Origin of the sequence: Pantoea sp. Lu_F5_004, assembly GCF_051136245.1 — a bacterium.
Classification (GTDB): domain Bacteria; phylum Pseudomonadota; class Gammaproteobacteria; order Enterobacterales; family Enterobacteriaceae; genus Pantoea; species Pantoea agglomerans.
In genome coordinates, this window is the sequence record NZ_CP194946.1 from 751,591 (window position 1) to 773,512 (window position 21,922).

The 21,922-nt window shown below is 53.7% G+C and carries 21 protein-coding genes and 1 tRNA gene; 17 read left to right on the forward strand and 5 right to left on the reverse strand.

The annotated features are described in order from the left end of the window. The first annotated feature begins 43 nt into the window (after nt 1-43). From deoA to mrdA, 4 genes are all read left to right on the forward strand, one after another. Nucleotides 44-1,372 carry a thymidine phosphorylase gene (deoA, locus tag ACR8BN_RS03605; RefSeq protein ID WP_163793673.1) on the forward strand — a complete coding sequence of 443 codons (1,329 nt, stop codon included), beginning with the start codon at nt 44-46 and terminating at the stop codon, nt 1,370-1,372. A 94-nt stretch (nt 1,373-1,466) separates the two neighbouring features. After that, nucleotides 1,467-2,690, forward strand: coding sequence for a phosphopentomutase (deoB, locus tag ACR8BN_RS03610; protein WP_010671093.1), 1,224 nt, complete (start codon nt 1,467-1,469; stop codon nt 2,688-2,690). Nucleotides 2,691-2,716: 26 nt separating this feature from the next. After that, the gene (deoD, locus tag ACR8BN_RS03615) at nt 2,717-3,430 is read left to right on the forward strand and encodes a purine-nucleoside phosphorylase (protein WP_010248951.1); all 714 of its coding nucleotides are present in this window, start codon (nt 2,717-2,719) and stop codon (nt 3,428-3,430) included. Between the two features lie 219 nt (nt 3,431-3,649). Beyond that, nucleotides 3,650-5,521 carry a penicillin-binding protein 2 gene (gene mrdA / locus ACR8BN_RS03620; protein WP_163793669.1) on the forward strand — a complete coding sequence of 624 codons (1,872 nt, stop codon included), beginning with the start codon at nt 3,650-3,652 and terminating at the stop codon, nt 5,519-5,521. A 27-nt stretch (nt 5,522-5,548) separates the two neighbouring features. On the opposite strand, the gene ACR8BN_RS03625 is transcribed toward mrdA, so the two are convergent. Continuing rightward, entirely contained in the window at nt 5,549-6,868 is a 1,320-nt protein-coding gene (locus ACR8BN_RS03625; protein ID WP_434747339.1) for a methyl-accepting chemotaxis protein, read from the reverse strand. A gap of 223 nt (nt 6,869-7,091) precedes the next feature. Between ACR8BN_RS03625 and ACR8BN_RS03630 the strand changes: the two genes are divergently transcribed. From ACR8BN_RS03630 to ACR8BN_RS03650, 5 genes are all read left to right on the forward strand, one after another. Then, a tRNA-Phe gene (locus ACR8BN_RS03630) sits at nt 7,092-7,167 on the forward strand. Nucleotides 7,168-7,783: 616 nt separating this feature from the next. Next, on the forward strand, nt 7,784-8,749 hold the full coding sequence (locus tag ACR8BN_RS03635; RefSeq protein WP_033780705.1) for a sensor domain-containing diguanylate cyclase: 966 nt from the start codon (nt 7,784-7,786) through the stop codon (nt 8,747-8,749). A 746-nt stretch (nt 8,750-9,495) separates the two neighbouring features. Further along, nucleotides 9,496-9,660, forward strand: coding sequence for a general stress protein (locus ACR8BN_RS03640; RefSeq protein WP_004571242.1), 165 nt, complete (start codon nt 9,496-9,498; stop codon nt 9,658-9,660). Between the two features lie 503 nt (nt 9,661-10,163). After that, nucleotides 10,164-10,646, forward strand: a complete 483-nt coding sequence (locus tag ACR8BN_RS03645) for a ferritin-like domain-containing protein (RefSeq protein WP_069025367.1) — start codon at nt 10,164-10,166, stop codon at nt 10,644-10,646. Nucleotides 10,647-10,656: 10 nt separating this feature from the next. Next, entirely contained in the window at nt 10,657-11,163 is a 507-nt protein-coding gene (locus ACR8BN_RS03650; protein WP_031594042.1) for a ferritin-like domain-containing protein, read from the forward strand. 80 nt (nt 11,164-11,243) lie between these two features. On the opposite strand, the gene treF is transcribed toward ACR8BN_RS03650, so the two are convergent. Both treF and ACR8BN_RS03660 read right to left on the reverse strand, forming a co-directional pair. After that, entirely contained in the window at nt 11,244-12,902 is a 1,659-nt protein-coding gene (gene treF, locus ACR8BN_RS03655; protein WP_158132144.1) for an alpha,alpha-trehalase TreF, read from the reverse strand. Between the two features lie 350 nt (nt 12,903-13,252). After that, nucleotides 13,253-14,110, reverse strand: a complete 858-nt coding sequence (locus ACR8BN_RS03660) for an SDR family oxidoreductase (protein ID WP_069025365.1) — start codon at nt 14,108-14,110, stop codon at nt 13,253-13,255. A gap of 98 nt (nt 14,111-14,208) precedes the next feature. Between ACR8BN_RS03660 and ACR8BN_RS03665 the strand changes: the two genes are divergently transcribed. From ACR8BN_RS03665 to ACR8BN_RS03685, 5 genes are all read left to right on the forward strand, one after another. After that, nucleotides 14,209-14,589 carry a winged helix-turn-helix transcriptional regulator gene (locus ACR8BN_RS03665; protein ID WP_010248931.1) on the forward strand — a complete coding sequence of 127 codons (381 nt, stop codon included), beginning with the start codon at nt 14,209-14,211 and terminating at the stop codon, nt 14,587-14,589. A 781-nt stretch (nt 14,590-15,370) separates the two neighbouring features. After that, nucleotides 15,371-16,783 carry a cytochrome ubiquinol oxidase subunit I gene (locus tag ACR8BN_RS03670; protein WP_031594219.1) on the forward strand — a complete coding sequence of 471 codons (1,413 nt, stop codon included), beginning with the start codon at nt 15,371-15,373 and terminating at the stop codon, nt 16,781-16,783. A 1-nt stretch (nt 16,784) separates the two neighbouring features. Beyond that, on the forward strand, nt 16,785-17,789 hold the full coding sequence (gene cydB / locus ACR8BN_RS03675) for a cytochrome d ubiquinol oxidase subunit II (protein WP_010248926.1): 1,005 nt from the start codon (nt 16,785-16,787) through the stop codon (nt 17,787-17,789). Nucleotide 17,790: 1 nt separating this feature from the next. Further along, on the forward strand, nt 17,791-17,964 hold the full coding sequence (locus ACR8BN_RS03680) for a DUF2474 domain-containing protein (RefSeq protein ID WP_010671086.1): 174 nt from the start codon (nt 17,791-17,793) through the stop codon (nt 17,962-17,964). A gap of 218 nt (nt 17,965-18,182) precedes the next feature. After that, complete coding sequence (locus ACR8BN_RS03685; RefSeq protein WP_031594220.1) at nt 18,183-19,052, forward strand: helix-turn-helix domain-containing protein; 870 nt, start codon at nt 18,183-18,185, stop codon at nt 19,050-19,052. Between the two features lie 316 nt (nt 19,053-19,368). Here ACR8BN_RS03685 and ACR8BN_RS03690 read toward each other — a convergent pair whose 3' ends face one another. Next, the gene (locus ACR8BN_RS03690) at nt 19,369-19,551 is read right to left on the reverse strand and encodes a hypothetical protein (RefSeq protein ID WP_031594221.1); all 183 of its coding nucleotides are present in this window, start codon (nt 19,549-19,551) and stop codon (nt 19,369-19,371) included. Between the two features lie 40 nt (nt 19,552-19,591). Here ACR8BN_RS03690 and ACR8BN_RS03695 point away from each other — a divergent pair, with 40 nt between their 5' ends. From ACR8BN_RS03695 to ACR8BN_RS03705, 3 genes are all read left to right on the forward strand, one after another. Beyond that, a complete protein-coding gene (locus ACR8BN_RS03695) occupies nt 19,592-19,786 on the forward strand; it encodes a hypothetical protein (RefSeq protein WP_010671084.1) in 195 nt (64 codons plus the stop codon). Between the two features lie 321 nt (nt 19,787-20,107). Next, a complete protein-coding gene (locus tag ACR8BN_RS03700) occupies nt 20,108-20,890 on the forward strand; it encodes a siderophore-interacting protein (RefSeq protein WP_031594222.1) in 783 nt (260 codons plus the stop codon). A gap of 73 nt (nt 20,891-20,963) precedes the next feature. Beyond that, nucleotides 20,964-21,503 (forward strand): PadR family transcriptional regulator, encoded by a 540-nt coding sequence (locus ACR8BN_RS03705; protein ID WP_115759159.1) that lies wholly within the window; start codon nt 20,964-20,966, stop codon nt 21,501-21,503. Between the two features lie 8 nt (nt 21,504-21,511). Here the strand turns inward: ACR8BN_RS03705 and ACR8BN_RS03710 are convergent, their stop codons facing one another. Then, nucleotides 21,512-21,808, reverse strand: a complete 297-nt coding sequence (locus ACR8BN_RS03710; protein ID WP_434747340.1) for a SelT/SelW/SelH family protein — start codon at nt 21,806-21,808, stop codon at nt 21,512-21,514. Nucleotides 21,809-21,922 lie beyond the last annotated feature (114 nt).

The following is a 21,922-nucleotide window of genomic DNA, read 5'->3' on the forward strand; positions in this document are numbered from 1 at the left end:
CCGCCTGTTCCCCATCCTGATTTCCCTGAACCAGGGGGTTACCTTGTTCCTGCCACAAGAAATAATTCGCAAAAAACGTGACGGCCATGCGCTGACTGAAGAGGAGATTCGCTTCTTCATCAATGGCGTGCGTGATAACACCGTTTCGGAAGGTCAGATTGCCGCGCTGGCGATGACCATCTATTTCCACGACATGACGCTGCCTGAGCGGGTCGCGCTGACCATGGCGATGCGTGATTCCGGTACGGTACTGAACTGGAAATCACTTAATCTCAATGGCCCGGTGGTGGATAAGCACTCGACCGGCGGCGTCGGCGATGTGACGTCGCTGATGTTAGGGCCGATGGTCGCGGCCTGCGGCGGATATGTCCCGATGATCTCGGGTCGTGGCCTTGGTCATACCGGTGGCACGCTGGATAAACTGGAAGCGATCCCGGGCTTCGATATCTTCCCGAGTGATGACCGCTTCCGCGAGATCATCAAGCAGGTCGGTGTGGCGATTATCGGCCAGACCAGCTCGCTGGCACCGGCGGATAAGCGTTTCTACGCCACGCGTGACATCACCGCCACCGTCGATTCGATCCCGCTGATTACCGCCTCGATTCTGGCGAAGAAGCTGGCAGAAGGGCTGGATGCACTGGTGATGGATGTCAAAGTGGGTTCCGGCGCGTTTATGCCAACCTATGAGGCGTCAGAAAGTCTGGCGCAGTCGATTGTTGGCGTCGCCAATGGCGCAGGTTGCCAGACCACCGCACTGCTGACGGATATGAACCAGGTTCTCGCCTCCTCAGCCGGTAACGCGCTGGAAGTGCGTGAAGCGGTTCGCTTCCTGACCGGCGAAGAGCGGAATCCGCGCCTGCTGGAAGTGACGCTGGCGCTCTGCAGCGAAATGCTGGTCTCCGGCAAACTGGCCGCCAGCGACACCGAAGCGCGTCAGAAGCTGATGACGGTGCTGGACAACGGCAAAGCAGCCGAGATATTTGGTCGTATGGTCGCTGCCCAGCAGGGACCTGCCGATTTCGTGGAACGCTACGACGCTTATCTGCCCGCGCCAATGCTGAGCAAGCCGGTGTATGCCGACCAGCCAGGCATCGTCAGCAGCATGGATACCCGTGCGCTGGGTCTGGCGGTGGTGGCAATGGGCGGCGGACGTCAGCGTGCCAGCGACAGCATTGATTACAGCGTCGGCTTAAGCGACATGATCACCCTGGGCGAACGTGCCGATGCGCAGCGTCCACTGGCGATCATTCACGCCAGCAGCGAAGACAAATGGCAGCAGGCCGCCGCGGCGGTCAAAGCCGCGCTGGTGCTCGGTGATTCCGCCCCGGCTGAGACGCCGGTTGTCTATCGCCGTGTGAGCGATATCAGCTAACTGACCGGTAACCGGTGCCAGCCGCGATGCATTCGGGTATACTGATCTGATCGCTTTTTTTGACTTGTCACGCGCCAATGCGCAGGAGACTTGCATGAAACGTGCTTTTATTATGGTTCTCGATTCCTTTGGAATTGGCTCCAGTAAAGATGCCGATAAATTCGGCGACGCAGGTTCGGATACGTTAGGTCACATCGCCGAAGCCTGTTTCAGGGGTGAAGCAGACAAGGGACGTAAAGGCCCATTGCATCTGCCTAATCTTACCGCGCTGGGTCTGGGCAAAGCCGCAGAGCTGTCGACCGGCCGCTTCCCGGCAGGTCTGGATCCTGAGGCGAAAATCACCGGCGCGTATGCTTACGCCAGCGAGCTTTCGTCAGGTAAAGATACGCCGTCAGGCCACTGGGAGATCGCCGGTGTGCCGGTGCTGTTTGACTGGGGCTACTTCAGCGACAAAGAGAACAGCTTCCCGCAGGAACTGCTGGACAAGCTGGTTGAGCGTGCCGACCTGCCGGGCTATCTCGGTAACTGCCACTCATCAGGTACGGTGATCCTCGACCAGCTGGGCGAAGAGCACATGAAAACCGGCAAGCCGATTTTCTATACCTCTGCGGACTCCGTATTCCAGATCGCCTGTCACGAAGAGACCTTTGGTCTTGATCGTCTCTATGCACTGTGCGAAATCGCCCGTGAAGAGCTGACCGAAGGTGGATACAACATTGGCCGCGTTATCGCCCGTCCGTTTGTGGGTGACAAAGCGGGTCAGTTCGAGCGCACCGGCAATCGTCACGACCTGGCAGTTGAGCCACCATCCGCCACCATGCTGAAAAAGCTGGTGGATGAGAAGGGCGGTCACGTAATCTCCGTGGGTAAAATCGCCGATATCTATGCTGAGCAGGGCATTACCAAAAAGGTCAAAGCGACCGGTCTGGATGCGCTGTTTGACGCGACGATTCAGGAGATGAAAACCGCGCCGGATCAGGCGATTGTTTTCACTAACTTTGTTGATTTCGACTCAACCTGGGGACATCGTCGTGATGTTGCCGGTTATGCGGGCGGGCTGGAGCTGTTTGACCGTCGTCTGCCTGAGCTGATGGAGTTAGTCGGAGAAGATGACATTCTGATCCTGACCGCTGACCACGGCTGTGACCCGACGTGGGAAGGCACTGAACACACGCGTGAGCACATTCCGATTCTTATCTACGGACCGAAAGTCGAGCCGGGTTCACTCGGTTACCGCGAAACTTTCGCCGATATTGGTCAGACAATTGCACACTATTTTGGCCTGTCCGAGATGGACTATGGCAAGAACATGCTGTAAATCAGCAATTTAATAAGGATTAAACAATGGCAACCCCTCATATTAATGCTGAAATGGGCGATTTCGCAGACGTCGTGCTGATGCCTGGCGATCCGCTGCGTGCAAAGCACATCGCTGAAACCTTCCTGGAAAATCCGGTAGAAGTGAACAACGTGCGCGGGATGCTGGGCTACACCGGCACCTATAAAGGCCGCAAAGTCTCTGTAATGGGCCATGGAATGGGTATTCCTTCCTGCTCCATCTATACCAAAGAGCTGATCACCGACTTCGGCGTGAAAAAGATCATCCGTGTGGGCTCCTGTGGTGCCGTGCGTGCCGATGTAAAACTGCGTGACATCGTGATTGGTATGGGTGCCTGCACCGATTCCAAAGTGAACCGTATGCGTTTCAAAGATCACGATTTTGCTGCGATTGCTGACTTCGACATGGTGCGTAACGCGGTTGATGCGGCGAAAAACCTGGGTGTTGAAGCGCGCGTAGGTAACATCTTCTCTGCCGATCTCTTCTACACTCCGGATCCGCAGATGTTCGACGTGATGGAGAAATATGGCATCCTCGGCGTTGAGATGGAAGCTGCAGGTATCTACGGTGTGGCCGCAGAGTTCGGTGCTAAAGCGCTGACCATCTGTACCGTATCAGACCACATCCGTACGCACGAGCAGACTACCGCTGCTGAGCGTCAGACCACCTTCAACGACATGATCAAGATTGCGCTGGAGTCTGTTCTGCTGGGTGATTAATCAGCGTGGCAGGCATTGACGCCTGCTGCCCGATCCCCTTGCGCAGATCCCCCTTAACCGGGGGATCTGCATTTTCCCGCCTCGCCGTCCCGGTAACATTCACATCAAATGACACACTTTTGCTCAGGCTTGTGCATCTTCGCGCTGGCACGCCCGCGATCGCGCTTTATCATGGTGCGCAATAACAGATAATAATTAATCGCCTGATAATGCCCCCTGATGAACTTTCGTAACTTCGAAGCTGAAGAGAAGCTGTTTGCCCGCCGCGCTGCAATAGCCTTTGCTCTGGTCTGTCTCTGTTTCACCATTCTTGGCGTAAACCTTTTTCGCTTACAGGTGCGCGACCATGGCTATTACCAGACGCGCTCTAACCAGAACGACATCAAAATGATCCCCATTGCGCCGACGCGTGGGCTGATTTATGACCGCAATGGCATTCCGCTGGTGCGAAACGTCAGCTGGTACGCCATTACGCTGACGCCTTACAAAATCAGCGACATGGACGCCACGCTGCGGGCACTCACGCCGATCGTTAATCTGACGCCGGACGAAATCGACACCTTCCGCCATGCGCTGAAGCAGACCAGCCGTTACAAGCCGGTGGTGCTGAAAGAGGAGCTGACCGAAGAGCAGGTCGCCCGCTTTGCGGTCAATCAGTTTCACTTCACCGGCGCCAGCATTGAGACCTACCAGGATCGTGAATATCCCTATGGCGCGGATCTGGCGCATGTGATCGGCTATGTGTCGAAAATCAACGATAACGACTATAAAAGGCTGAATGCGGAAGGCATCGCCGAAAACTATGCGGCTGACCATAACATTGGTAAGCAGGGGATTGAGGGCTATTACGAAGCGCTGCTGCACGGCAAGCCGGGTTATCAGGAAGTGGAAGTGGATAATCATGGCCGCATTGTACGGGTGCTGAAAGAGGTGCCGCCGGTCGCGGGTAAAAACCTGACGCTGACGCTGGATCTGCACCTGCAACAGTATGTGGAAAGCCTGCTGGCGGGGCAGCGTGCGGCGCTGCTGATTGAAGATCCGCACGACGGCTCCGTGCTGGCGATGGTCTCCAGCCCCAGTTACGACCCCAATCCGTTTGTAAAAGGCATCAGCTATCAGGCCTACAAAAAGCTGCTACAGGACAAAGATCTGCCGCTGATTAACCGCGTCACGCAGGGACTCTATCCGCCCGCCTCCACGGTGAAGCCTTACATGGCGATGTCGGCGCTGCTGACTCATGTGATTACGCCGCAGTCGCAATTCTTTGGCGCACCCACTTGGACGCTGCCAGGCACGGACCGGCGCTATCGCGACTGGAAAAAGAGCGGGCACGGCATGCTGGATGTGACCCGGGCAATCGAAGAGTCCGCCGACACCTTCTTCTACCAGGTGGCGTTCATGATGGGCATTGATCGCATTCACACCATGCTCAGCCAGTTTGGCTATGGCAAATCGACCGGCATTGACCTGAATGAAGAGTACAGCGGCTTACTGCCGAGCCGTGAGTGGAAGCAGAAGGTGCATAAAAAGACCTGGTATCAGGGCGATACGGTGTCCGTTGGTATCGGACAGGGCTACTGGGTTGCGACACCCATTCAGATGGTGAAAGCGATGGTGGCGCTGATTAATAACGGTCGGGTTATTGCACCCCATCTGCTGGAGAAAACCCAGCGCGGCACCCTCGTGGAGAACTACCATCCCAGGCTGCATGAAGCGCAGATTGGCGATCCTCATTCACCCTACTGGTCGCTGGTACGCCATGCGATGTTTGGCATGGCTAATGCACCCAACGGCACCGGTTATAAATATTTCCACACGGCACCTTATGGCATCGCCGCGAAGAGCGGGACGTCGCAGGTATTCAGCCTGCGCCAGAACCAGACCTATAACGCGAAGATGATACCGGTACGGCTACGTGACCATATCTTCTACACCGCCTTTGCGCCCTTTAATGACCCGAAAGTGGCGGTGGCGTTGATACTGGAGAATGGTGGCAACGAAGGGATTACTGCGGCACCCGTGATGCGGGCGGTTCTGGATCACATCTTTATTCCGCCGGTGCCAGAAGCGCCGGTTCAGGCAACACCTTAAAAGGGGGGCGGTTGCCCCCGCAGCGCGTCAGACTTTAAGCGTTTTGGTCACCTGACCGATGGCGCGTACTACATCGGTTGCGCCTTCACGGATTTCCGCAATCACGCCGCCCGCCTCCTGGGCCAACTGTACGCCCTGATCGGCGCGCTTCAGGTTGGATTCAATCCCTTTCAGTGCCCGGCTTGCCAGCAGATGGTTTTGCTGTATCCGATTTTCGATGTCGGTGGTGGCGCGGTTGATATTTGCTGCCAGCGTGCGGACTTCATTAGCCACTACCGCAAAGCTGCGGCCATGGGTTCCGGCCCGCGCCGCTTCAATAGCGGCATTTAACGCCAGCAGGTTAGTCTGATCGGCTATCCGGCGTATGCCTTCCACAATCGCACCGATACGCTCTGAGGATTCACTCAGGCCGGTAATATCACCGGAGATCCCCTGCAGTTCACCCGCCAGGGCGTTCATGGTCTGCACGCTGCTGGCGATAACATCGGCACCCAGCTTTGTGCTTTCATCCGTTTGCAGCGCGGTGTGATAAGCCCGCTGTGCCGCATCATGTTCCTGCTGATTCTTTTCCACCTGCGCGGTCACATCGGTGGCGAATTTCACGATTTTGTAGAGCCTGCCCTGTTCGTCAAACACCGGATTGTAGGTGGCGCGCAGCCAGATAGTCTCGCCCCGTTTATTGACCCGTGGAAACTGACCTGAGACAAACTCGCCGCGGTTCAGCTGCTGCCAGAACTCGCTATATTCGCGGCTGTCGCGCAGCGCCTGCGAGCAGAAGCGCCGGTGGTGGACACCTTCTACCTCCTCACGACGGTAGCCCATGGTTTTCAGGAAGTTGTCATTGGCTTTCAGCACTTCACCTTTGAGGTTAAAAGCGATCACCGCCATCGAGCGTTCTATGGCGGTGGTGATGGCGCGCTGCTCCTGCGCATCGTTGATATGATCGGTGATGTCGGTTGCCAGTTTGACGATTTTAATCACCCGGCCATGGCGGTTCTGCACCGGTACATAGTTGGCTTCGAGCCATACCGGTCGGCCGTTTTTCGCCACGCGCAGGAACTTATCGCTGAAGCTTTCGCCCCGGTTCAGTCGCAGCCAGAAATCCTGATAGTCCCGCGACTCAAGCTGCTCTGCGGTACAAAACAGGCTGTGGTGCTGGTCTTCGATCTCCGCCAGCGCGTAGCCCATGCGCGCCAGAAACAGCGCATTCGCGCTGAGAATGGAGCCATCGGGAGAGAATTCGATCATGGCGATGGAGCCGTTGAGAGAGCTCAGCGTTGCCGCTGAGTGTGAACGCTTCTGCCAGCTGTGACGGGAAGTGATACCTGATGTAATGGTGGAAAACATGGCGATCCTTATTATTAGTGTTGGTCTCGCATGCTATATCGGCAATTTCGCATCACAATGCAGACTCTGCCTGCCTTCTGACTAAAATATATCCGGCCAACAGAGAGGTTTATGGCGGCAGGTCAGACCCACTCTTTGGGTTGATGGAAAAGCGGTCAGTCGATTTGATTTTGGTGAAAAGCGTTTGACGCTGCCGGGCCGCTTTGGTTTAATGCGCCCCGTTGCCCGAATAGCTCAGTCGGTAGAGCAGGGGATTGAAAATCCCCGTGTCCCTGGTTCGATTCCGGGTTCGGGCACCATATTTAAAGAACCCGCCTCTGGCGGGTTTTTGCATTCTGGAGCGAACCCGTTATCGAAGGTTCGATACACTCGCCACATCCTGTGGGTCGCCCTTTGGGTCGCGCTGGCACGCGATGCAAAAATGCTCCCGGCATTTTTGTCCGGGTTCGGGCACCATCTTTAAAGAACCCGCCTCTGGCGGGTTTTTGCGTTCTGGAGCGAACCCGTTATCGAAGGTTCGATTCACTCGCCACATCCCTGTGGCTCGCCCTCTGGGTCGCGCGAAGCCGCGCGATGCAAAAATGCGCCCGGCATTTTCGGGTTCGGGCACCATCTTTAAAGAACCCGCCTCTGGCGGGTTTTTGCTTTTTTAAGGCCACCCGATTCGCCATGTCCCCGAACATTCCGAATTTCGCCTCTCCCGCGCCCATTCCACTTCTCAACTCTGTAGCAACACAAACAGATTTCAGGGCGAAACCAATTGCCAGGTTTGCCTCTGTGCTGCATTGCCAGACTGGCACCGCCTGATATCCTGTCCAGCCTGCAATTGACCGCGGCTAATCGTGTTTTATAAGCCACCCTTTACAGAATCAGCCTGACAGGCACAATACCCCTTTTTCCTCCTCTTACACGGTTATGTCAGAAGAAGCGCTGCGTCTGCAGATACAGAACCTCAAAAAGCACAATGCGCGTCTGAAGCGTATAGCGCATGACGCCCGCACAAAACTCAATGCGGCGCTGGATGGTACCGGGCTGTTCCTGTGGCAGCTGGATATTCCCAGCGGCAAACTGGTGATCTTCAACCGGCGCTGGGGGGCGATGCTGGGCTTCCAGCCGAAAGAGACCGACGCCAACTTTGAATCCTGGAAAGAGAGCCTGCATCCCGATGATGCCGCCGACGTTCTACAGGCATTCAACGACCACATCGCCGGGAAAGCGCCTTATTACGAGGCTCTGCACCGCATGATCGCCAAAAATGGCAGCATTACGTGGGTGCTGGATCGGGGCCGGGTCAGCGAATGGAATGCGCACGGAGAGCCGGTTAAAGTGATCGGCACTCACATCGATATGACCAAAGAGAAGCAATATGAGGAGCAGCTCGCCCTGCTGGCGCTGCACGATCCCCTTACGCTGCTCAACAATCGTCATGCTCTGCAGAATTATTTCTGTGAAATGAAAGCTCAGGGTCCGCTCTGCGTGGTCTTTATTGACCTGGATAACTTCAAACACGTCAACGACACCCTGGGGCACCGTAGCGGAGATGAAGTCCTCATCCAGTTAAGTCAGCGGTTTACGGAACTCTCTCCGGCAGAAGTGATCATTGGCCGACTGGGCGGCGACGAGTTTGTATTGTTAATACCCTGGGCGCTGAACCATCCGCGGGTAAAGAAACTGGCGCACGCCTGTCTTGACGCGGTAATGACACCTTTTGATATGGCAAACGGGCATGCCCTCATTGGGGCGTCTGTCGGTGTGTCTCAGGCGCAGGACAAAGATGACTTTGATACTGCACTGCAGCGTGCTGATGAAGCGATGTACCGCATCAAGAAAAATGGCAAGCGCGGTGTCGCTTTTGATTCCACTTTTCCCGACTCCCTCTGACTCTGCTGAACAGGGCATATGTTTTGCCTGCCATTAACGCACAATCTCCCCCTCATGGCTTTGCGCCATCTCATTCAAAACGTTGAGTTCCCCTTTTCACAGGCATGCAAAATTTATGCGTATCCCCGCAGAAAATGCTTTTTAGTACTATTCCGAAAAGACGTATTTTGCCTTCAGGAAGCAGAAATTCATCCGCTTCGCTTAGGTTCAAATTTCATCGTTAAATCTGCCCTCTATTTTTAATAAAAATTTTCATTAAATCAGCATAATTGATCGTTTATTGGTCGATTCAGGCTATTTTTAACTGGTGCCATCAATGCGTCACGCTTCGCTTATTTTTAACGTTAAAGCAGAGCGCAGGATTTCTATTTAGCGCTTCGCTTGGGGAAATTGATCGTTTGTTGATCATCTTCACTACCTGATATTGATGAAATTGTCACTTTGCCGTTTCGCTTATATTTTTTTCAATTGGACTTTTTTTGAAAATGATCGATTAATAGGGCGCGGCGATTTTTGTTATAAAGGTTTTTCATGCCGCGGCTCTTTTATGAATTGAAAAGAGCGATGGTTGGAATCCGTTATCATTTTGGTTGAGAGTAGTACGTTCAATAAACCAGAACTGTGACGGGTTTTTTATTTATCTCACTTGATCGGCCCGATTTTGTGTCTACATTTATGTTGCTGAATCGGCCTGATGAAGCGTTAGCTGTGCAAATTCTAATTTTTAAAAATCAAAGAGGACGCATATGACTCAATATCGCGGTGGGGCCGGGAATTTTGCGGCCGACAAAGAGCGTGCTGCTGAAGCAGGACGCAAAGGTGGCCAGAAAAGCGGCGGCAACTTCAAGAACGATCCTGAACGTGCCATTGAAGCGGGGCGCAAGGGGGGTAAGGTTAGCCGCCGGAGCTGAACGTCTTTAACACTGCTGTGACTGCAGGGTTACTCTGTTAGCCGGGCATTTTGAATCTATTTAGTTCTTTTGTAAGATAATTGCCATCTGAATTATGCCAGTGCTGAATCATTAGCTATGGCCGGAACTGTTAATTAAACCGGAAGGGTTTTCCCTTCCGGTTTTTTATTTCCGCTCGATTAAAGCTATACGGATTAATAAAACTTTGTACAGGTAAGTTTTAGACTGGTACTTTTTTATGCAGTTAATCTTATAAAATTTATACAACGATTTCTTAGTTTGTACAATTACAACGCCACTAGCGAAGCCGCAAAGATAAAAACAATTTTCCAGCTAAATGTTTGCTGCAAAAAGGAAAATGCATTTTGCATGCCACTTTTGTATTAAATTCATACTGATGTGGCGTGCGATATTAAAAATCTCCACTAGACTTTTCAGGTGTCAACGATATGACTGGCGCTGCGTTATTACAGACGCAGCTTTTTAATCAATGAGGCTATCTTATGACAGTGAAAACGTTAAACGACCTGTTCATCCATGACTTATCCGATGTATACAGCGCTGAGAAGCAGATAACCCGTGCATTGCCTAAAATGGCGCGTGCAGCCAGTGACGAAAATCTTATTGCTGCGTTTAATCAGCATCTGGAAGAGACCCGTGCTCAGATTGAACGACTCGACGAACTGGTGGAAGTAACACCTGAAGTCAAAATCAAACGAATGAAATGCCATGCGCTGGAAGGTCTGGTTGAAGAAGCGCAGGAAATTATCGACTCGGTTGAAAAGGGCGAGGTTCGCGATCAGGGGCTGATCGGTGCAGCGCAGAAAGTTGAGCACTATGAGATTGCAACTTACGGTACGCTGCATGCGCTGGCGCTGAAGCTGGGTTACACCAAAGCCGCGCAGCTGCTGGAAGAAACCCTGAATGAAGAGAAGCAAACGGATGAGAAGCTCACCTCGGTAGCCGACTCTATTACCGTCTCTTAAGGAGCAACACATGACTGCGATTGAACATTATCACGACTGGCTGCGCGATGCGCATGCGATGGAAAAACAAGCAGAAAGCATGCTGAGCAAGATGTCAGGTCGTCTTGAACACTATCCGGCGCTGGAACAGCGTCTGGCGCAACATCTGGATGAAACTAAACATCAGCTGACTCTGCTGGAACAGCTGCTCGACAGCCACGGTATCGATCACTCTGTAATGAAAGATGCGATGGGCAAAATGGCAGCCACCGGCCAGGCCGTGGGCGGCATGTTTAACTCAGATGAAGTGGTGAAGGGCGCTATCAGTGGCTATGTATTCGAGAATGCCGAGATCGCCAGCTACACCAGCCTGATCGCCGCGGCTGAGCAGGTCGGTGATGCGCAGGGCGTACGCATACTGAGTGAGATCCGCGATCAGGAAGTGGCGATGGCGGAGTGGCTGCTGCAGCACCTGCCTGAAGTGACACAGCAGTTCCTGCAACGTGCGTCACAACCAGGCACTGAAGCGAAGAAGTAGCGCTGAATAGCCTGCATGAAACATGAAAAAGCCGGGATAACCCGGCTTTTTGCGTTTTAAAAGTTTACAGGCTGCGATACTCAGTCAGCCATTAAATGCCCATACATCGTCATCAGCTTACGTGTAACGCCGTTAGTCCAGCCGAATCCATCCTGTAACGGATACTCACCACCGCCGCCTGGACGGGCGCGCTCGCCGCTGATGTCATACTTCTCTACCAGCTTATGGTGCAGCTGATAGAAGTTACTGACCGTGTTGAGCCAGTTCACTGCCACTTCAGTCGCCAGCGTCTCTTCACCGTAATTATTCAGGCCAACAACCGCCATCCATTGCATCGGTGCCCAGCCGTTGGGTCGATCCCACTGCTCACCGCTTTCCACCATTGAGGTCAGCAGGCCGCCGTTGCTCAATAGCAGATGGCGTAGCGAGATCGATTGCAGGTGCGCCTGATGCGGCGTCGCCAGACCGACAAACAGCGGCACCACGGAGGCGACGGTAAAGGCACCGAAACGCTCCCGACGCCAGTCGTAGTCACGGAACACACCGGCGGTGCTGTCCCAGAGATAACGGGTAATCGCACGCTTACGCGCTTCGGCTTTTTTCTGCCAGGCCAGCGCGGTCAGCTCTTCGCCTTTTGCGTGCGACAGGGTGGCGATCATCAGCTCCAGCTTGTACAGGAACGAGTTCAGATCGATAGGAATAAACTGCGTGGTACGGATGCTCGACAGCCGTTTCGGGTTACGCAGCCAGCGCGAGGAGTAATCCCAGCCCGATTCCGCTCCGGCACGCAGGTCACGATACACTTCGCTGGCCGGACGTTTCGATTCGCGGGCGGTTTCCACATCTTCAATCCACGACTCATCACGCGGCGTATCACGGTCATCCCAGTAGCGGTTCAGCAGTGAGCCGTTTGGCATCCGCACCACGTGACGATAAGCCTGGTTCGGCATCAGTGAACCGGCACCGTCCATCCAGAACTGGTATTCCTTCATCAGCTGTTCCTGATAGCGCTTAGCACCGCGCACGCCATCTTCTTCGAACAGCTCAACCATCAGGGCAAACACCGGCGGCTGCGAGCGGCTGAGATAATAGGTACGGTTGCCGTTTGGCACATGACCGTAGTTATCGATCAGCCAGGCAAAGTTATCCGCCATGTGACGCAGCAGATCGTCGCGGCCCGATTCTGCCAGGCCGAGCATGGTGAAGTAAGAATCCCAGTAGTAGGTTTCGCCAAAACGTCCGCCCGGCACCACATAGGGTTTGGGTAATGGCAGCAGCGATGAGTGCGGCATATGCTGCTGCGGCATTTTGGTCAGAACCGGCCACAGGTCGTCGATATGCTCATTGAGCGTTTTATCCGGGTTGGAGACATAAAAGCTTTCGTTTACGCCAGGCAGATAAAAGTGATCGGCGACAAAACGCGACAGGTCGAAATCACTGCTGCGTTTCTGTCGACGATAGCGCATCAGCACATCCAGCGGATCGTACTTTGGCGAACAGTCGGGGAAGGTTTTGCTGTCCTCGAAAATCCGCGACATCTGAACATGTTCAAACAGTTCCAGATAACGATCGGCAGGGGTCAGCGCATCCGGCGCCGGTAAGCCTTCAATCAGCTCCGGCTCCGGTTCAGAATCCTGCATGCGATCCAGCTTCAGTTCATGGGGATCGTATTGATACTCAACTTCCGCCCCGGCACGAACCTCTTCAAGTGCATTTTGTTGCTGGCGATGGGTATTAATAACGGCCTCCTGAGCGGTCGTGGTTGCACAAAGGACAAATTATAGACCTCTCATCCCCCGGAACAACAATGCAGAATATCTATGAACGTAATAAATATTGTCGATTAATCGAGGTTTTTGGATAAATTCCAGACAATTCAACCAAATATAGCGCTGTTCACAAAAAACGCATTTCAGATGAATCTCTTAGCGACCTGAATAAAAAAATTTAACCTGAAAAAAACTGGCGTTTATTCACATTTTGTAAAAGAAACCGCAGCCGCAAAGAGTGCAGAAAGTGGCATACCCAACGGGAATTCGGCAGGAGAGTGAGGTGAGCGGACCCGATTGCCCGCTCATGAATGACAGAATTAACGGTTCGCCAGTGCCGCGCGAATGACAGCCTGCCAGGTGGTGGTGGGGCGACCGATGAGCTGGCTCAGCTGACGGGAGTCATCGAACAAACCGCCTTTCTCTGCACCGGCATCGGAATCTGCCAGCATTTCCGCCAGACCTTCTGGCAGGCCTGCATTTTTCAGCGCCGCCGCAAACTCACTCTGAGAGAGATTGACGTAATCGACCTTCTCACCGCTCTGTGCGGCAATCTCCGCAGCAAACTGCGCCAGCGTGTAGCTGTCGTCGCCTGCCAGTTCATACACTTTGCCCGCCTGATCCTCTCGGGTCATCACTTCTGCCGCCGCTTCAGCATAATCCTGACGCGCTGCCGAGGCGATACGACCTTCACCTGCTGCGCCAATAAACGCATGATGCGCCAGCGCCGGTGGGATGCTCGCGGCGTAGTTCTCGCTGTACCAGCCGTTACGCAGCAGGGCGAACGGGATACCAGAGGCTTTCAGCAGCGCTTCTGTTGCACGGTGTTCAACGCCCAGGCCCAGCGGCGAGGTATCTGCATGCAACAGGCTGGTGTAGGCGATAAAGCCCACGCCCGCCGCACGAGCAGCCTCGATGACGGCTTTATGCTGCGCTTCACGCTGGCCCACTTCACTACCGGAGATCAGTAGCAGCTTATCCACGCCTGCAAAAGCGGCCTCCAGCGTCTCTGGCTGGCCATAATCGGCCTGGCGGACAATGACGCCCAGCGCCGCAAGATCGGCCGCTTTGGCAGGCGTACGGACGGCGGCAATAATTTCTCCCGCCGGGACTTTTTTCAGTAATGCATCGATAACGATACGGCCAAGCTGGCCGGTGGCACCTGTTACTGCAATCATGTTATTACTCCCGTGGCTGTTGGTGAAATTCAGACTAGTGTATAAACTAATTTTTAGTAAGTACTTACAGAATTGTTAGTTTGAGATGGGTAAGTTAAATGTCTGAAAAAATGAGTGAAAAATTTATCCGCGGCGAATTGCTCAACGTTAACTGCCCGTCACGTGACGTGCTGAAACGCGTGACCAGCCGCTGGAGCGTATTAATTCTGCTGGCCCTGCAGGACCAGACGCTGCGCTTCAGTGCGTTGCGCCGGACGGTCGGTGGCGTCAGCGAGAGGATGCTGGCGCAGAATCTGCGCTACCTGGAAGAAGATGGCTTCGTGCAGCGTATCGCCTACGATGTGGTGCCACCGCACGTGGAATATCGCTTAACCCCGCTTGGACGCGAAGTCGGTGAACAGGTTGTGGGACTGGCTGACTGGCTGGAGCTGAACCTGAGCCGGATTCTGGCACAGCGCGAAAAATCTGCGGCAGAGTAAAATCTCCCTGTATCAGCCGTCATAACGTGATGGCATGGGGATACTCACTGCAAAATTTCTGACTCCATTTGTCTGTCATATGACTTCCTGAAACCGTAATAACGTAACGGCAGCGCAAATAATTCCCGCGGTCTTTTCGCACGGTTGCTGGTTATTAAATCGTTTTATGAATCTCTGGCCCGGAATAATCAACTGCCCGTAGCACGCTGTTAATTCATACCTTCTTTTTGACTCATTTTATTAACATCTCTTATGGCGCTTAAAATCGCCGTTCTGCGTTTTTTCTGTCAGAAGTTATAGCTGCATTAGCCAGGCAAAAGCAAAAAAGCAAACAAAGCGGCAGAGGTAACAACTTACTCTTTTAACCTGTTAAAAAATAAGGGAATTAAATTTGTTGTCTCTAAAATTTGACCTTTACTCAATCAGGGTTTATAACAAAATAGTGCCTGAAAACAGCCTGTTGAAGGAATTTTCCAGGCAAGATTCGCCTTAGCGCGAGCGATTTTTAAAGTACAAATTACCGTAACATTAACGACACATAAACACGCTCTGATTAACCTTTAGGCCTTATTTTTAAATAAATAATTCCCGTCAAAAACAATGATCAGAATCAATAAAGACTGTTATAGTTTTCATTAACCCCACTGTTTCTATTTCCTCGCCGCGAATAGTTTTAAATTTGCGGCGGGAATTTCAATAAGCGCAGAGAACCAGGCGCATCAGGCTTAAGTTGTTAATTATAAGTAAATACATGGTGTTCTATGTGGCAAAGAGGTAAGCAATGTTCGGATTAGATGCCTTTCATCTGGCCAGGATTCAGTTCGCATTTACTGTTTCCTTCCATATTATCTTTCCCGCCATCACCATCGGTCTCGCCAGTTTTCTGGCTGTGCTCGAAGGTATGTGGCTCAAAACCCGCGATCAAACCTATCGCGATCTCTACCACTTCTGGTCGAAAATCTTTGCCGTTAACTTCGGCATGGGTGTGGTATCAGGACTGGTCATGGCTTATCAGTTCGGGACGAACTGGAGCGGCTTCTCGGAGTTTGCTGGCAGTATCACCGGTCCGCTGCTGACCTATGAAGTACTGACAGCGTTCTTCCTGGAAGCGGGCTTCCTGGGCGTGATGCTGTTTGGCTGGAATCGCGTGGGTCCCGGGCTGCACTTCTTTGCCACCTGCATGGTCGCCCTCGGTACGCTGATTTCCACCTTCTGGATCCTGGCCTCTAACAGCTGGATGCATACGCCTCAGGGCTACATCATTCAGAATGGCATCGTGGTTCCGCAGGACTGGTTCAAAATCGTCTTTAACCCCTCATTCCCTTATCGCCTGTTCCATATGTCCGTAGCGGCGTTCCTGGCGAGTGCTTTTTTTGTGGGATCGTCGGCGGCCTGGCATCTGCTGAAGGGAAATAACAATCCCGCTATCCGCAAGATGTTCTCAATGGCGTTGTGGATGGCACTGATTGTCGCGCCGATTCAGGCGATGATTGGTGATGCTCATGGTCTGAATACGCTGGAACACCAGCCTGCCAAAATCGCGGCGATTGAAGGGCACTGGGAAAACCCACCGGGGGAAGCCACACCGCTGATCCTGTTCGGGATCCCCGACATGGAGCAGGAACGTACCAAATATGCGCTGGAGGTGCCTTATCTTGGCAGCCTGATTCTGACGCATAGCCTGGACAAGCAGGTCCCGGCGCTGAAGTCTTTCCCGAAAGAGGACCGGCCTAATTCAACGGTCATCTTCTGGTCCTTCCGCGTGATGGTGGCGCTGGGCCTGCTGATGATTACGCTGGGCGTGGTCAGCCTGTGGCTGCGTTTCAAAGGGCGTCTCTATGAGTCGCGTCCTTTCCTGTGGTTTGCGCTATTGATGGGGCCGTCGGGTCTGATTGCGATTCTGGCAGGCTGGTTTACTACTGAAATCGGTCGTCAGCCTTGGGTGGTCTATGGCGTGCAGCGCACGATTGATGCGGTCTCGGCACATGGGGACATGCACATGAGCATCAGCCTGCTGGCCTTTATTCTGGTCTACAGCTCGGTGTTCGGCGTGGGGTATCACTACATGATGCGTCTGATTAAGCAGGGACCGGTTACCGGCGAAGGCCATATCACCGAAGAGGGTGGTCCTGGCCAGAAGAAAACCCCGGCGCGTCCGCTTTCCGCTGCCACCTTTAAGGATGGAGACCACTAAGATGATCGATTATTCCGTTATCTGGTTTGCGATTATCGTTTTCGCAACCCTGATGTATATTGTGATGGATGGCTTCGACCTGGGTATTGGTCTGCTGTTCCCGTTCAATAAAGATGCTGGCGAGCGCGACATGATGGTTAACACCGTCGCGCCGGTCTGGGACGGAAATGAAACCTGGCTGGTGCTGGGTGGCGCTGGTCTGTTCGGGGCGTTCCCGCTGGCCTATGCGGTGATTGCCGATGCGCTGTCGATTCCGCTGACCGCTATGCTGATTGGCCTGATTTTCCGTGGTGTCGCCTTTGAGTTCCGCTTCAAGGCGGTAGAAGGCCATCGGGCGTTCTGGGACAAGTCGTTTATTGCTGGTTCTGTCATTGCTACCTTCAGTCAGGGTGTGGCCGTGGGTGCGTTGCTGGATGGTATTCCGGTTGAGGGACGTCGTTTTGCCGGTTCCGCAATGGACTGGCTGGCACCGTTCCCGCTGTTCTGCGGCGTGGGTCTGGTTGTTGCCTACGCGTTGCTGGGCTGCACCTGGCTTATCATGAAGACCGAGAACGAACTGCACCGTAAAATGTCTGCGCTGGCTACGCCGCTGGTGATTGCGCTGTTAGTGATTATCGGCATCATTAGCCTGTGGACACCGTTTGCGCATGCTGATATCGCGCATCGCTGGTTCAGCAAACCCAACCTGTTCCTGTTCCTGCCGGTTCCGGTATTGGTGCTGCTCTGTTCGTGGGGCATTGTGCGCGCCATTAAACGCGAGGCGCACTATTCACCGTTTCTGCTGACGCTGGCGCTGATCTTCCTGGGCTTCTCCGGGCTGGGCATCAGTATCTGGCCAAACATTATTCCGCCATCAGTGACCATCTGGGCTGCCGCCTCACCGCCGCAGAGCCAGGCCTTTATGCTGGTGGGTAGCCTGTTGATTATCCCGATGATCCTGGGCTACACCTTCTGGAGCTATTACGTGTTCCGTGGAAAAATCAAAGCAGACGCAGGATATCATTGATATGAAAAGCCTCAGCAGCATGAAAGACCACAATCACAATGAAGAAACGAAAGCGCCATGGTGGAAGCGTGTGATGTGGCTGGTGTTTATCTATGCCGCCAGCGTGCTGGCGCTGGGCGTTGTCGCCTCGCTGTTCCGCATGATGATGACAGCGGCCGGAATGCGCAGTCATTAGTTGTCGCAGGCTCCGTCTTACAGCTATCCGGCGCAGTTTTTATCAATAATCAGAAGGCTGACAGCAGTCAGCCTTTTTTAGTTAGTAACCTAAGCAATTAATGCGGAAACGCCCTGAACGGGCGCGCAATGCTTACCCTTTCCTTACACCGATTTGCGATTTTTGTTATCCTTTTGTAACTGAAATCCCAGTCCTAACCCGCGTCGTAAATCGCCATCATGCTCAGTCAGGCCATTAAAAAACAGCACATCAACGATCTGGTCGAGTGGATTGAAGCCAATCTCACCGACGATCTTAATATCGATCAGATTACCCTCAAGTCAGGTTATTCCAAATGGCACATGCAGCGCATGTTTAAGGAGATGACCGGACAGACCCTGGCGGCTTACACCCGTAAACGGCGTCTGACGATGGCCGCTATGGCGCTGCGTCTGACGCGCATGACGCTGATCGATATCGCCGTACGTTTTGGTTTTGATAACCAACAAAATTTTACCCGGGTATTCAAAGGTCACTTTTCGTTGACGCCTGGTGCGTTTCGCCGTATCCCCCATTTGCCGGTTAAAAACTTCCATGGTCGCATTCTGGTGCGATCGCTGGCAGAGCGTGCAACGCTGGTGGAGCGTGAGGAAGAGCTGCATTTGTGCGGAGAGACGCTGGAGTGGGAGTGTAAGTTTGGCGATTACATTGCCGATCGCGATCACCGGGTGGCTGAACAGGCGCGGCAACTGGTGTCGCTGGCGGGCGGCCGCGTGTCGCAGGGCTGGTTAGGCTTTCAGTATGGCCCCGGCCATAGCTCTGCTGATCAGCAAAATATCAGCCTGTTTCAGGCGCTGGAGCCGCAACATGCCGGGTTGCTGGGTGACGACACCGCCAGCTGGAGCGAGGTTCGTGGACTCTATGCGTCGATCCGCTGGAGCGGCAGCCCGGAGCAGCTGACACGCTTTATCGAGGATATCTACTATCAGCATCTGCCAGCACTGGGTGTGTCACGTCGTCCCGGTAAAGATCTGCTGCGTCTCGATTTTGCGCACTGTAAGCCCGACTGGCTGAGCGGCGTTTTTTCTATTCCGGTGATGCAGGCGTAGCCAGCAGGGCATAACGCCAGTCAGTTAAGCGACAGGTGATAACGCAGTCTGGTGCCGGGCAGGGGCTGGCGGTCCTCGCGCCGCTATGCGGTTCCTTCACTTCATTCCTCTGCCTGACGGACCGCCGGGGATGGCACATCCTGTGCCGCCCCGCCTTTCGCCCGCGTCCTGCGGGCTCTCCAGGCAGACTCATTCTGTTCAGCGCTGCGGATTGCCTGCCCCTGTCTGGCCCGCACTGCGGCTCGCTCGCCCGGAAAAAAAGGCTGCCACGTTTGACCGTGACAGCTTTTATAAATCTAATCTTAACTGATCAGCATTACGCCAGCAGGGCAGGGCGAGTGACTCCCGACCCTGTTAATGCATAATTCGTGCGGTAAACCGTGACAAACCGCACGATTTTATAAAATAACTCGCCGTTCTGGCGTAAAATCCTCTCCCGAAACCCTGCCATGCCTGAATCATCGAGCATCTGTGCCAGGGCTGGAATATTTACCTGCATTTCAGGCCTTTTCTGGTCAAAAAAACAAACGAAGACAACTATGCGACGCTTAATGATTTCACTGATCCTGGCATTGCCTGTCATGGCGATGGCACAACAGGCTGAACCTTTTTCACCTCCTGCCGGACTGCATCCGCACTCTCAGGCCACCCAGCATGAAATTCTGGGTGATGGTGAGCTGCCGGAACACACCAGCAGCAATCCTTCCCTCTCCGGATTCAACGACACACTGTAAGTGGTCATGCGCTGCCATAATGTGTGGCGCAACATCATGCCCGGCTCGTCAGGAGCCGGACAGCCTTAGCCTGATCTGCCTGCCTCACTAAACCTGCCTGTTATCTCTCACTGAACGCTCTTATCAGGGCCGCTCTTCGTCTGCACTGTGCGCACCCGTACAGGTATAAAATATATCTTAAACCGCTGGATCGCATTTTTCGTTCTTGTAGTGAAGATATATCATAGCTAATCTTGGCACTTCAGATGAGAATGATTGTTATTCCATGATTGTCAGCATGCCTTGAGTCACGGGCATCCATCCCGTTTCAGGAGAGAAATTTTGCCTGTATCAGCCGATCAGCGTGTACCACAGCGCGTCCGTAATGAATTGCGTTTCCGCCATATCCAGGTCGCGAGTAAAACTAACATTGCCGGTAAATTCTGGCGCATCCGGTTCAGCGGCAGCGATCTGGCGGGCTTCACGTCGCCAGGCTTTGATGACCACATTAAGGTTTTCTTCCCTTCCGCTGAAGGGGCCACACTGGCTCTGCCACAAATCACCGATGCGGGGATTGTCTGGCCTGAAGGGCTGCGTCCGCAGGCGCGCGATTACACACCGCTGGAATTCGATGGTGAATCTTCACTGACCCTCGATTTTTATATTCATCAGCAGGGCGTAGCCAGTGACTGGGCAACTCAGGCACAGCCTGGCGATCGGTTGATTGTCGGCGGGCCACGCGGCTCGCTGGTGGTGCCGACCGATTACGCATTCCAGCTCTACGTCTGTGATGAAACCGGGTTGCCGGCTTTTGCGCGCCGTCAGCGTGACGCCCGGGCGCAGGCGCTGCATCTCTATGCCTTTACCGATGAAGCGACGGGCCGCGACTATTTATCTGATACGGCTGATGTGACGACAAACTGGCTCGGCAGCGGCCAGATGCAGAAAGCGCAGCTCAGTCAGCTGATTGCCCGGCTGGATCAGATCTCTATCCCGACGGAAGATTACTTTATCTGGCTGACCGGCGAAGGTGAGTTTGTTAAAGCGCTGTGTGACTACTTCACGGTGCAGCGCGGCCTCAACAGTGATTTCGTGCGGGCGGTGGCCTACTGGCACCAGAAGTAAGCCGCTAAGGCAATTGAGTTTTGCCAGGCAGCGCACTACCATCAATTCCACTTTTTTCGCAGCAGGGCAGGCCATGAAACAGCATCCGACTTCCACTTCATCTGACGATCAGACTGCGCGCGCAGGCAGTTGCAGCGGACGGCGCAAGCGACGTGAAAAGATGCTGGAAGCGAGTGAGATTCGCCTGCTGATGCTCCATTTCCTGGCGCAGAATGCCGCGCACGGCTATGAGCTGATCAAGTCTGTTGAGGAGCTGTCAAAGGGAGAGTATTCGCCCAGTCCGGGGATCATTTACCCCAATCTGACGCTGCTGGAAGAGATGGAGGCGATTCAGGTGGTGGATGCGCAGGCAACGCGTAAAGCCTACCGCCTGACGGCAGCGGGAGAAGCGCAGCTGGCAGAGAACCGTGAAACGGTCACCAGCCTGATTACACGGCTCTCTACGCTGGCAATTCTGGTCAATAACCGCAGCATTCCTGCTGTTGAGCAGGCGATTCATGGGTTGAAGGTCGCGCTGAACCGGCGGCTTGCGCAGGAAGATATCTCAGAAGCCGCGCTGCAGACGCTGATTAAGGCGCTGCACGACGCGGCAGAAAAAATCACCCACAGCTAATAGCGGACTTAGCTGATTTCAGTTTTGTGTTTGTCGATGTGGCCCAGCGTACGATCCGGGAAGCAGATGTCCCGCACACGCTGTTTCAGCGTGGTTGCATCCGGGAAGCCACCATCCCGCTTACGTTCCCACAGCAGATGCTCATCCAGCGTAATCTCAAAGATACCGCCGGTGCCCGGTTTCAGCGTCACTTCCGCCAGATCCTCAGCGAAGGTATGCAGAAGTTCCTGTGCCATCCACGCTGACCGCATCAGCCAGTTGCATTGCATACAGTAGTGAATAACAACCACAGGTTTTTGCGCCATAACTCTATTCCTTTACGTGTTGATAAATGCCAATGCATTCGGGTTAACAATTTGTGCGCTGTGGTTTATATCTAAATGTAAATAATATTGATAATGATTATCAGTTGCATTAAA

Coding starts and splice junctions, on each gene's coding strand:
- ACR8BN_RS03640 (WP_004571242.1), top strand. CDS start 9,496: ATGACTCAATATCGCGGTGGGGCCGGGAATTTTGCGGCCGACAAAGAG.
- ACR8BN_RS03650 (WP_031594042.1), top strand. CDS start 10,657: ATGACTGCGATTGAACATTATCACGACTGGCTGCGCGATGCGCATGCG.
- ACR8BN_RS03680 (WP_010671086.1), top strand. CDS start 17,791: ATGAAAAGCCTCAGCAGCATGAAAGACCACAATCACAATGAAGAAACG.
- ACR8BN_RS03670 (WP_031594219.1), top strand. CDS start 15,371: ATGTTCGGATTAGATGCCTTTCATCTGGCCAGGATTCAGTTCGCATTT.
- ACR8BN_RS03690 (WP_031594221.1), bottom strand. CDS start 19,551: ATGCAGGTAAATATTCCAGCCCTGGCACAGATGCTCGATGATTCAGGC.
- ACR8BN_RS03625 (WP_434747339.1), bottom strand. CDS start 6,868: ATGTTTTCCACCATTACATCAGGTATCACTTCCCGTCACAGCTGGCAG.
- ACR8BN_RS03695 (WP_010671084.1), top strand. CDS start 19,592: ATGCGACGCTTAATGATTTCACTGATCCTGGCATTGCCTGTCATGGCG.
- ACR8BN_RS03665 (WP_010248931.1), top strand. CDS start 14,209: ATGTCTGAAAAAATGAGTGAAAAATTTATCCGCGGCGAATTGCTCAAC.
- cydB (WP_010248926.1), top strand. CDS start 16,785: ATGATCGATTATTCCGTTATCTGGTTTGCGATTATCGTTTTCGCAACC.
- ACR8BN_RS03645 (WP_069025367.1), top strand. CDS start 10,164: ATGACAGTGAAAACGTTAAACGACCTGTTCATCCATGACTTATCCGAT.
- ACR8BN_RS03660 (WP_069025365.1), bottom strand. CDS start 14,110: ATGATTGCAGTAACAGGTGCCACCGGCCAGCTTGGCCGTATCGTTATC.
- ACR8BN_RS03685 (WP_031594220.1), top strand. CDS start 18,183: ATGCTCAGTCAGGCCATTAAAAAACAGCACATCAACGATCTGGTCGAG.
- deoB (WP_010671093.1), top strand. CDS start 1,467: ATGAAACGTGCTTTTATTATGGTTCTCGATTCCTTTGGAATTGGCTCC.
- ACR8BN_RS03705 (WP_115759159.1), top strand. CDS start 20,964: ATGAAACAGCATCCGACTTCCACTTCATCTGACGATCAGACTGCGCGC.
- deoD (WP_010248951.1), top strand. CDS start 2,717: ATGGCAACCCCTCATATTAATGCTGAAATGGGCGATTTCGCAGACGTC.
- mrdA (WP_163793669.1), top strand. CDS start 3,650: ATGAACTTTCGTAACTTCGAAGCTGAAGAGAAGCTGTTTGCCCGCCGC.
- ACR8BN_RS03635 (WP_033780705.1), top strand. CDS start 7,784: ATGTCAGAAGAAGCGCTGCGTCTGCAGATACAGAACCTCAAAAAGCAC.
- ACR8BN_RS03710 (WP_434747340.1), bottom strand. CDS start 21,808: ATGGCGCAAAAACCTGTGGTTGTTATTCACTACTGTATGCAATGCAAC.